Origin of the sequence: Mycobacterium sp. (assembly GCF_049683355.1) — a bacterium.
In the GTDB taxonomy this organism is placed as follows: Bacteria; Actinomycetota; Actinomycetes; order Mycobacteriales; family Mycobacteriaceae; genus Mycobacterium.
In genome coordinates this window covers 1-8,372 of the sequence record NZ_JBAUJB010000440.1, presented here as the reverse complement: position 1 = coordinate 8,372, position 8,372 = coordinate 1, and the positions used below count along the sequence as shown (strand labels likewise).

Genomic DNA, 8,372 nt, shown 5'->3' with positions numbered 1-8,372 from the left:
CGCGGTGGCGGAGGGATTTGAACCCCCGGTCGGTGTTAGCCGACTCTCGCTTTCAAGGCGAGTGCATTAGGCCGCTCTGCCACGCCACCGCGGGACAGTCTAGACGCGGCCGATCTTGGCCGAAGGCGTCCCGGACTTCAGCGCCTCGCTGATCCGCCTGCAGTTCTCACCCATCGCCGAGATCTGCGGACGGGTCAGCCTGTCGAGGAAGTGGGTGCGGACCGCCCCGCCGTAGGTCAGCATCGCCGCTCCCAGGGCCTCCCTGCCCTCAGTGGTGATGCGGGCGACGACGCCACGACCGTCGTCGGGGCTCGCGCCGCGACGGACCAGCCCCTGTTTCTCCAGCCGGTGGATCTGGCGCGTCACCCGGCTCGGCAACGACATCAACCCCTCGGCCAGGTCCCCCATTCGCGCCGATCCCGTCGACGACCTGGCCAGCAGATCCAGCAGCCGCACGTCGTTCAATGAAAGCCGGTGCTCGTCCACCAGCGTCCGGTTCATGCTCGCGTACATCCTCAAACCGGCGTCGAGAAAGTTCTGCCATGCGCGTTGTTCAGCAATGTCAAGCCCCGGCGTATCGCTCGCCGTGCGCCCCCCGATGATCCCCTCCATCAGCACATAGTACCCCTCCATCAGCACATAGTAAGGGTGGTGACGGTATTGCTGCTATCGGAAACGCGGTGGGTTTCTGCAGCGTAGTAGCGTTGTATGGATGTTTGCGATCGTGGCCGAATCCTCTGACCGACTCGTTTGGCAACCGGTGCCGGACGTCACGCCCGCACCCGGCGAAGTCCTCATCAAGGTCACCGCAGCCGGGGTGAACCGCGCCGACCTGCTGCAAGCCGCGGGCAAGTATCCGCCGCCGCCCGGGGCCAGCGACATCATCGGCCTCGAAGTGTCGGGGACGATCGAGGCAGTGGGCGACCACGTCGTCCACTGGTCGCCGGGGCAACAGGTCTGCGCTTTGCTGGCAGGCGGCGGCTACGCCGAATATGTGGCCGTTCCCGCAGGCCAGGTGATGCCCGTGCCGGAGGGTGTGGAGCTTGCGCACGCGGCGGCGTTGCCCGAGGTGGCCTGCACGGTCTGGTCGAACCTGGTGATGACCGCCGGGCTGCGCGCATCACAGCTGTTGCTGGTCCACGGTGGCGCCAGCGGCATCGGCACCCATGCCATCCAGGTGGCCCGGGCATTGAACTGCCGGGTCGCCGTCACCGCGGGCTCGCGCAACAAGCTCGACCTGTGCGCCGAATTGGGCGCCGAGATCACCATCGACTACCGCAACGAGGACTTCGTCGACGTGGTGCGCAGCGCCGGTGGCGCCGACGTCATCCTCGACATCATGGGTGCGGTTTACCTGGACCGCAACGTCGACGCGCTTGCCGACGACGGTCGGTTGGTCATCATCGGGATACAGGGCGGCGCCAAGGCAGAGCTCAACATCGCCAAGTTGCTCGGCAAACGCGGCGGGATCAGCGCGACCGCGTTGCGGGCACGCCCTGTCGAAGGTCCCGGAGGCAAGAGTGACATCGTGGCCCGGGTGGTCGACGACGTGTGGCCGATGGTGGCCGACGAGCTGGTCCGGCCGGTGATTGGCGCCGAGTTCCCGGTGGCCGAGGCCCGCGCCGCCCACGAGCTGCTCTCCTCAGGAGACGTATCGGGCAAAGTGCTTCTGCGCGTTGATGTCTAGCCGCTGACGGGCGGTTTCACCCAAGCGACGCCAACGCCCGCACCAGCTGGTCGACCTCGGCGGTGGTGCTGTAGTGGGCCAGGCCCACGGTCACCGCGCCGCCGATGTCGTCGACTCCGATCACGTCGAGCACCCGCGAACTTGCATTCGCGATCGCGAGGATGCCGTTGTCGGCCAAACGCTGCACGACGCGCTCGGCAGGCACGTTCTCGATGGCGAAGCTCAGCACCGGGATGCGCACCTCCGGGCTCCCGATCATTATGGCCGTCGGTAACGAGCGCAGCGACGAGAGCAGGTAGTCGAACAGCCCGCTCATGTAGGCCTGGGCGGACCGTATCGACACCGAGAGCCGCTCGCGGCGGGTTCCCTGCGCCGAATCCTCAAGGTTCGCAAGGTATTCGATGCTGGCAACCAGACCACCGAGCAGGCCGAACTGATGCGCTCCGAGCTCCAACCGGGCAGGTCCGGTGGCGTTGGGGTTCAGCGACACCGATCCGAACGCCTCGATCACCGAGGGCTCGCGGAATACCAGCGCGCCGATCGGCGGACCACCCCACGCGACGGCGTTCACCGCGACCACGTCGGCATCGATCTCGTCGATGTCGATCAGCCGGTACGGCGCCGCGGCGGAATGGTCGACCACCACCAGCCCACCGACCTCGTGCACCAGCTTGGTGACCTCGCCGAGCTCAGTCACCGTGCCCAAAGTTGAAGAGGCAGAAGTGATTGCGACCAACCGGGTGGGCCGGGTCACCAGGGTTTCCCACTGCCAGGTGGGCAGCTCACCGGTCTCGATGTCGACCTCGGCCCACTTCACCTTGGCGCCATAGCGGTTCGCGGCACGCAGCCACGGCGCGATGTTCGCCTCGTCGTCGAGGCGTGTCACCACCAGCTCGTAGCCCAACCCGACGCGTCCGGACGCGGCCTCGGCCAGGGACGTCAACAGCACCGCGCGGTCAGGCCCCAGGACCACACCGGCCGGGTCGGCGTTGACCAGATCCGCCACCGCCTGGCGGGCCGCGGTGAGCACCGCCGCACTGCGCCTGGCCGAGGGATGCGGGCCCGACGGTGTAGGCATCGAACCCCGGAAGGCGGTCGTCACGGCGCGGCTCACGGAGTCCGGCAGCAGCATGCCGTGCTGGGCGTCCATATGCACCCAGCCATCGCCCAGCGACGGGTGCAAACCACGCACCCGGGCGACGTCGTATGCCATGCCAGCCACCTTATTGCGTCAGCGAATTCCGCCGTACCAGCACGAATAGCGCCAGCTCGGCAGATGCCCGACCTTGCATCCTGCTCCCCGCGCCGAGACGGAACGGGTCATCTGCGCAGCCATACTAGTCCAGCGAGCTCCGGGTGCGGAGCGCTAGTTGCACCGTTGTTGCTGGCGACCGTCGGGGCAACCCGTGTCGTATGTAGCCGACGAGCGCTGCCGGACACCATGGCCGCGCGAATCGCACCGTTCGACGCGCTCCGGACGACATGCGGAGCCGGGTCGGCGGATTGCTCCCGGCGCCGAAATCGGTGCCGTCCGGGGTTTGCGGGGTCGGCGTGCCCAGCGCGCCGCTGGACAAAACACGGTGGTGGGAGAAGATCACTTCGGAAAGGACCGCTGTGAAATCCGAGGACGGCAGGGTCCGCACCGAACCGGGTGCGGGAACCCAACCGCATCCGACAAGCGCTGTTGGGGCACTCTAAGGGACATGACAAGCAACACCGACGACGACAACATCGAGATCATCGGCGGAGACGCGGGCGAGGTGGACATGGCGCAAAGCGACGGAAAGTCGCTGACCGACCTGGTCGAACAGCCCGCCAAGGTGATGCGGATCGGCACGATGATCAAGCAGCTGCTGGAAGAGGTCCGCGCGGCACCGCTGGACGAGGCCAGCCGCGGTCGACTTCGCGACATCCACCACACCAGCATCCAAGAGCTCGAGGAGGGCCTTGCCCCCGAGCTCCGCGACGAGCTGGAGCGGTTGACGTTGCCGTTCACCGAGGACGCCATCCCGTCGGACTCCGAGCTGCGGATCGCACAGGCACAGCTCGTCGGCTGGCTCGAGGGACTGTTCCACGGCATCCAGACCGCACTGTTCGCCCAGCAGATGGCGGCCCGCCAGCAACTCGAGCAGATGCGGGGCGCATTGCCGCCCGGTGTGAGCGTGCCGGGGCAACGCGGTCCGGGGCATCCCGGCACCGGTCAGTATTTGTGAGCTCGAGGTGGCCACCCCCTACGACCCGCAGCTTTCCTCCGCGCCGCGCATCGAGACGCGCAACGCGTGGGTGGAGTTCCCGATCTTCGACGCCAAGTCGCGCTCGCTGAAGAAGGCCTTTCTCGGCAAGGCGGGCGGCGCCATCGGACGTAACGACTCCAACGTCGTCGTCATCGAGGCACTGCGCGACATCACGATGTCGCTGGAGATGGGCGACCGGGTCGGTCTCGTGGGGCACAACGGCGCAGGCAAGTCGACGCTGCTGCGGCTGCTGTCGGGAATCTACGAACCGACACGGGGTATGGCGACCGTGCGCGGGCGCGTCGCGCCGGTGTTCGACTTGGGCGTCGGGATGGACCCGGAGATCTCCGGGTTCGAGAACATCCTGATCCGCGGCCTGTTCCTCGGGCAGACCCGCAAGCAGATGCTGGCCAAGGTCGACGAGATCGCCGAGTTCACCGAACTCGGCGACTACCTGTCGATGCCACTGCGCACGTACTCGACCGGCATGCGTGTCCGCCTCGCGATGGGGGTGGTGACCAGCATCGACCCGGAGATCCTGCTGCTCGACGAGGGCATCGGCGCCGTCGACGCGGACTTCCTGAAGAAGGCCCAGACGCGGCTGGCCGCGCTGGTGGAACGCTCCGGAATCCTGGTCTTCGCCAGCCACTCCAACGACTTTCTGGCACGGCTGTGCAAGACCGCGATGTGGATCGACCACGGCACCATCAAGATGTCGGGCGAGATCGAGGACGTGGTGCGGGCCTACGAGGGTGAGGACGCCGCACGACATGTGCGGGAGGTCCTGGAAGAGACGGCGCACACCCATGACCGATGAGCGCGAAGAGCACATCGTCGATGAGCGCTCGCGCGAAGAGCAGATAATCGCGGTCGTCGTCACCCACCGCCGCCCCGACGAACTCGCCAAGTCGTTGGACGCGGTCTGCTCGCAGAGCCGCCGCCCCGACCACCTGATCGTGGTGGACAACGATTTTCCCAACGACCCGGCCGAGCGGGTGCGTGACCTGGTTTCCGGTCAACCCATCCAGACGACCTACCTGGGGTCGCACCGCAACCTCGGCGGCGCGGGCGGGTTCGCGCTGGGCATGCTCCACGCGTTGAGCCTGGGGGCGCAGTGGGTCTGGCTGGCCGACGACGACGGACGCCCGCAGGACAGCGAGGTGCTGGCCACGCTGCTGGCGTGCGCCGAGCGGCACGGTCTGGCGGAGGTCTCGCCGATGATCTGCGACCTCGACGATCCGGACCGGCTCGCATTCCCGTTGCGCCGCGGGCTACGGTGGCGCCGGTTGGTCAGCGAATTGCGCACCGAGTCAGCGCTTCCGGACCTGATGCCGGGCATCGCGCACCTGTTCAACGGCGCGCTGTTTCGTGCCGGCACGATCGACGCTGTCGGGGTGCCCGACCTGCGATTGTTCTTCCGCGGCGACGAGACCGAACTGCACCGCCGGCTGCTGCGCTCCGGCCTGCCCTTCGGCACCTGCCTGCACGCGGTCTACCTGCACCCGCAGGGCGGCGACGAGTTCCGGCCGATCCTGGGCGGCCGCATGCACGCGCAGTACCCCGATAACCCGACCAAACGGTATTTCACCTACCGCAACCGGGGGTATCTGCAATCCCAGCCCGGGATGCGCAAGCTTGTGTTGCAGGAGTATCTGCGTTACGGCTGGTATTTCCTGGTCACCAAACGCGACCCCGCCGGGCTGCGCGAGTGGATTCGATTGCGGCGCTTGGGCCGACGCGAACGATTCTTCCACGGCGACGGGAAAGGCAACACATGACGATCATGGACGCCGCCGCGCAGTCCCGAACGTTCAAGCGGGCGTGGGGCGACCTCCTCGCCGGCTTCGGCAAGCGCGAACTGTGGCTGCACCTGGGGTGGCAGGACATCAAGCAGCGCTACCGGCGGTCGGTGCTCGGCCCTTTCTGGATCACCATCGCCACCGGCACCACCGCGGTGGCGATGGGCGCGCTGTACTCGGTGTTGTTCAAACTCGAACTGTCCGAGCACCTTCCGTACGTCACCCTCGGCCTGATCGTCTGGAATCTGATCAACGCGTCGATCCTCGAGGGCGCCGACGTGTTCATCGCCAACGAGGGCCTGATCAAGCAACTCCCGACCCCGCTGTCGGTGCACGTCTATCGCCTGGTGTGGCGGCAGATGATCCTGTTCGCGCACAACATCATCATCTTCGTGATCATCGCGATCATCTTCCCGAAGCCGTGGCAGTGGACGGATCTGACGTTCATCCCGGCGTTGGCCCTGATCGCGCTGAACTGTGTGTGGGTGGCGCTGTGCTTCGGGATTCTGGCGACGCGTTACCGCGACATCGGGCCACTGCTGGCCAGTCTGGTGCAGCTGTTGTTCTTCATGACACCGATCATCTGGAACGAGTCGACGTTGCGCAGCCAGGGTGCCGGGGACTGGGCCAGGATCGTCGAGCTCAACCCCCTGCTGCACTACCTCGACATCGTCCGCGCCCCACTGCTGGGCGCCGAACAGGAGCTGCGGCACTGGGTGGTGGTGGTGTCACTGACGATCGTCGGATGGATCTTCGCCGCGCTGGCGATGCGCCAGTACCGCGCGCGGGTGCCCTACTGGGTGTAGTACTCGTCGGGCTCCGGACCGAAGACGAACCGCCGCCCGGTCAACGTCTCGGGCGTGATGCGGACAAAGCGCAGCTTCTGGGTCGCGACCCAGGGATAGAGCCCGGCATGCCTGGCCTCTTCGATCTCGGCTGAGCCGGAAAGCGCATGGGCGGTGCCGCGCACCACCACGCTCCAGCCTTCGGCGACGTTGTGGTCGTCGGCCTCGAACACCACGTGTTCGTTGAGCACCGAGGTCAGCAGCTTGGTGCCTTCGGCGGTGCGAAAAAGCAGCGTCTTGTGCTGGACCACGAAGTTGACAGGGAAGATCTCGGTCCACCCACCCACGGTCGTCACGAGTCTGCCCAGCGACACACCGGACAGCAGGGCCCAGCTTTCGTCCGCGGTGAGCTCGGTGACCGGTGCGTCGGGTGCGCTAGTCGCGTCCATGCTCACGATGGTCGTCGGCGCCGGTCAGGCGTCCTAGGGTCCAATGGCACTTCCCGGCGGTGTCGTCCGTTGACCATTCATGAGCATTCCGCCATACGAGCCACCGCCCCTGCCCACCTCGGGTGCCGCCAACACGCTGCTGTGCCCGAAATGCGCAGGCGTCATGAAGACCTACGAACGCAACGGGGTCCACTTGGAGCAGTGCGACACCTGCCGGGGCATCTTCCTCGATTTCGGCGAGCTTGAGTCGCTGACCCAGATGGAGAACCGGTTCGCGCAGGCCGCGCCTCCCCCGATGCCTCCGCAACAGCAGGGGTACGGCGGCGGCTACGGCGGCTACGGGCCCGGCTGGGGACACCGCGGCAACAAGCACTACCGCAAGCAGGGCTTCGGCCGGCTGTTCTTCTCCAGCTAGACCATTCGCTCACAGGCTTCCAGCAGCGCCTGTTGAGTCTCATCACAATCCCCGTGAGCGAGGCCCGAGGCGGCGGCGTGGACGACCGCCGCCCGGGCGAACGGTTCGAGTACCGGCCACGGGTCACTGGCGGGCAACGTCCTCGAGGCCGGTCCGCTCCCGCGGTACGCGTCGAGAAACGTCTCCCAGTCGTCGTCGGGGATCAGCCCGGCTGCCCAGAATCCGGCCGGCCGCGCCAAATCCCATGCCGGGTCACCGACACCCACGTCGTCGACGTCGATCAGCAGCCACGGCGCGGCCGCGCTGCGCCGTCCGAGCTGGCCGAGATGCCAGTCGCCGTGCACCATTGTCAGCGGTCGACCGGCCGACCCGGCGCGCCACACCTCGTCGGGCAGGGCGGCGGCGGCGCGACGCACCGATCCGGTCGCGTCCTTCAGGTGGGTGACGGCACGCCGCAGTCGCTGCGGCCATCCGTGTACCGGGGCGCGGGCGGGCGCGGGTTCGGCGTGCAGCGCGGCGAGCAGCCTGCCCGCCTCGGCCCACGGTGCCCGATCGGGGTCGACGGCGACGGTGTGAACCTTCGGCCAGCTCGTCTGCCAGCGCAGCCCGACGCGCTCGGGGACCACCGAGATCGGTGACAACAGCGACGCCGACCCGGCCGCGATCCGCAATCGCTGTGCCAGGCCCCGCGGGTCCGTCCCGATCCGGTGCAGCTTGCGGACGATGTCGCCGTCGACGACTAGCTGCGCACCGGAACGGGTCTGCACGCCGCCGACGGTAGACCTCAGCGCCGCGGTGGTGGCATCCGTACCGCCGCGTTGATGCGGTTCCACGCGTTGATCGTGACAGCCATCGAGATCACCTGACCCAGCTCCCGGTCGGAGAACACCGCGGCGGCCCAGCCGTAGACGTCGTCGCCGACACCGCCATGGCCGAGTTCCGTGGTGGCCTCGGTCAGAGCCAGCGCCGCGCGCTCCCGTTCGCTGAAGAGCTCTCCCGCCTC

At 67.5% G+C, this 8,372-nt stretch carries 11 protein-coding genes and 1 tRNA gene; 6 read left to right on the top strand and 6 right to left on the bottom strand.

Annotated features, from left to right (window positions below; genetic code table 11):
- Positions 1-2: 2 nt before the first annotated feature.
- Positions 3-89, bottom strand: a tRNA-Ser gene (locus tag WA944_RS25245).
- Between the two features lie 10 nt (positions 90-99).
- Complete coding sequence (locus tag WA944_RS25240) at positions 100-612, bottom strand: MarR family winged helix-turn-helix transcriptional regulator (RefSeq protein WP_526611238.1); 513 nt, start codon at positions 610-612, stop codon at positions 100-102.
- A 100-nt stretch (positions 613-712) separates the two neighbouring features.
- On the opposite strand from WA944_RS25240, the gene WA944_RS25235 reads away from it, so the two are divergent.
- Positions 713-1,687: an NAD(P)H-quinone oxidoreductase gene (locus WA944_RS25235; RefSeq protein ID WP_526611232.1), complete on the top strand. Its 975-nt coding sequence runs from the start codon at positions 713-715 to the stop codon at positions 1,685-1,687.
- Positions 1,688-1,703: 16 nt separating this feature from the next.
- On the opposite strand, the gene WA944_RS25230 is transcribed toward WA944_RS25235, so the two are convergent.
- Positions 1,704-2,900 (bottom strand): cysteine desulfurase-like protein, encoded by a 1,197-nt coding sequence (locus tag WA944_RS25230; protein WP_526371279.1) that lies wholly within the window; start codon positions 2,898-2,900, stop codon positions 1,704-1,706.
- Positions 2,901-3,390: 490 nt separating this feature from the next.
- On the opposite strand from WA944_RS25230, the gene WA944_RS25225 reads away from it, so the two are divergent.
- Genes WA944_RS25225 through wzm form a run of 4 tightly spaced genes read left to right on the top strand, consistent with a single transcriptional unit; the run spans position 3,391 to position 6,526 of the window.
- Positions 3,391-3,900 carry a proteasome activator gene (locus WA944_RS25225; protein ID WP_526371277.1) on the top strand — a complete coding sequence of 170 codons (510 nt, stop codon included), beginning with the start codon at positions 3,391-3,393 and terminating at the stop codon, positions 3,898-3,900.
- Positions 3,901-3,907: 7 nt separating this feature from the next.
- The gene (gene wzt / locus WA944_RS25220) at positions 3,908-4,738 is read left to right on the top strand and encodes a galactan export ABC transporter ATP-binding subunit Wzt/RfbE (protein WP_526371275.1); all 831 of its coding nucleotides are present in this window, start codon (positions 3,908-3,910) and stop codon (positions 4,736-4,738) included.
- Complete coding sequence (glfT1, locus tag WA944_RS25215) at positions 4,728-5,699, top strand: galactofuranosyltransferase GlfT1 (protein ID WP_526371273.1); 972 nt, start codon at positions 4,728-4,730, stop codon at positions 5,697-5,699. The genes wzt and glfT1 overlap by 11 nt, the downstream gene beginning before the upstream one ends.
- Positions 5,696-6,526, top strand: coding sequence for a galactan export ABC transporter permease subunit Wzm/RfbD (gene wzm, locus WA944_RS25210; RefSeq protein ID WP_526371272.1), 831 nt, complete (start codon positions 5,696-5,698; stop codon positions 6,524-6,526). The genes glfT1 and wzm overlap by 4 nt, the downstream gene beginning before the upstream one ends.
- Here the strand turns inward: wzm and WA944_RS25205 are convergent.
- Entirely contained in the window at positions 6,514-6,954 is a 441-nt protein-coding gene (locus tag WA944_RS25205) for a pyridoxamine 5'-phosphate oxidase family protein (protein ID WP_163886841.1), read from the bottom strand. The genes wzm and WA944_RS25205 overlap by 13 nt on opposite strands.
- A gap of 79 nt (positions 6,955-7,033) precedes the next feature.
- Between WA944_RS25205 and WA944_RS25200 the strand changes: the two genes are divergently transcribed.
- The gene (locus WA944_RS25200; RefSeq protein WP_526371270.1) at positions 7,034-7,369 is read left to right on the top strand and encodes a TFIIB-type zinc ribbon-containing protein; all 336 of its coding nucleotides are present in this window, start codon (positions 7,034-7,036) and stop codon (positions 7,367-7,369) included.
- Here WA944_RS25200 and WA944_RS25195 read toward each other — a convergent pair.
- Together WA944_RS25195 and WA944_RS25190 are read right to left on the bottom strand one after the other, a co-directional pair.
- Positions 7,366-8,136, bottom strand: coding sequence for a phosphotransferase family protein (locus tag WA944_RS25195; protein ID WP_526647453.1), 771 nt, complete (start codon positions 8,134-8,136; stop codon positions 7,366-7,368). The genes WA944_RS25200 and WA944_RS25195 overlap by 4 nt on opposite strands.
- A gap of 17 nt (positions 8,137-8,153) precedes the next feature.
- Positions 8,154-8,372 (bottom strand): carboxymuconolactone decarboxylase family protein (locus WA944_RS25190; RefSeq protein WP_526647452.1); only part of this gene is annotated, 219 nt, incomplete at its 5' end.

Excerpts from the sequence above, each read along its gene's own strand:
- wzm (WP_526371272.1), top strand. The coding sequence starts at position 5,696 with ATGACGATCATGGACGCCGCCGCGCAGTCCCGAACGTTCAAGCGGGCG.
- WA944_RS25200 (WP_526371270.1), top strand. The coding sequence starts at position 7,034 with ATGAGCATTCCGCCATACGAGCCACCGCCCCTGCCCACCTCGGGTGCC.
- WA944_RS25240 (WP_526611238.1), bottom strand. The coding sequence starts at position 612 with ATGGAGGGGATCATCGGGGGGCGCACGGCGAGCGATACGCCGGGGCTT.
- WA944_RS25225 (WP_526371277.1), top strand. The coding sequence starts at position 3,391 with ATGACAAGCAACACCGACGACGACAACATCGAGATCATCGGCGGAGAC.
- WA944_RS25230 (WP_526371279.1), bottom strand. The coding sequence starts at position 2,900 with ATGGCATACGACGTCGCCCGGGTGCGTGGTTTGCACCCGTCGCTGGGC.
- WA944_RS25205 (WP_163886841.1), bottom strand. The coding sequence starts at position 6,954 with ATGGACGCGACTAGCGCACCCGACGCACCGGTCACCGAGCTCACCGCG.
- WA944_RS25235 (WP_526611232.1), top strand. The coding sequence starts at position 713 with ATGTTTGCGATCGTGGCCGAATCCTCTGACCGACTCGTTTGGCAACCG.
- glfT1 (WP_526371273.1), top strand. The coding sequence starts at position 4,728 with ATGACCGATGAGCGCGAAGAGCACATCGTCGATGAGCGCTCGCGCGAA.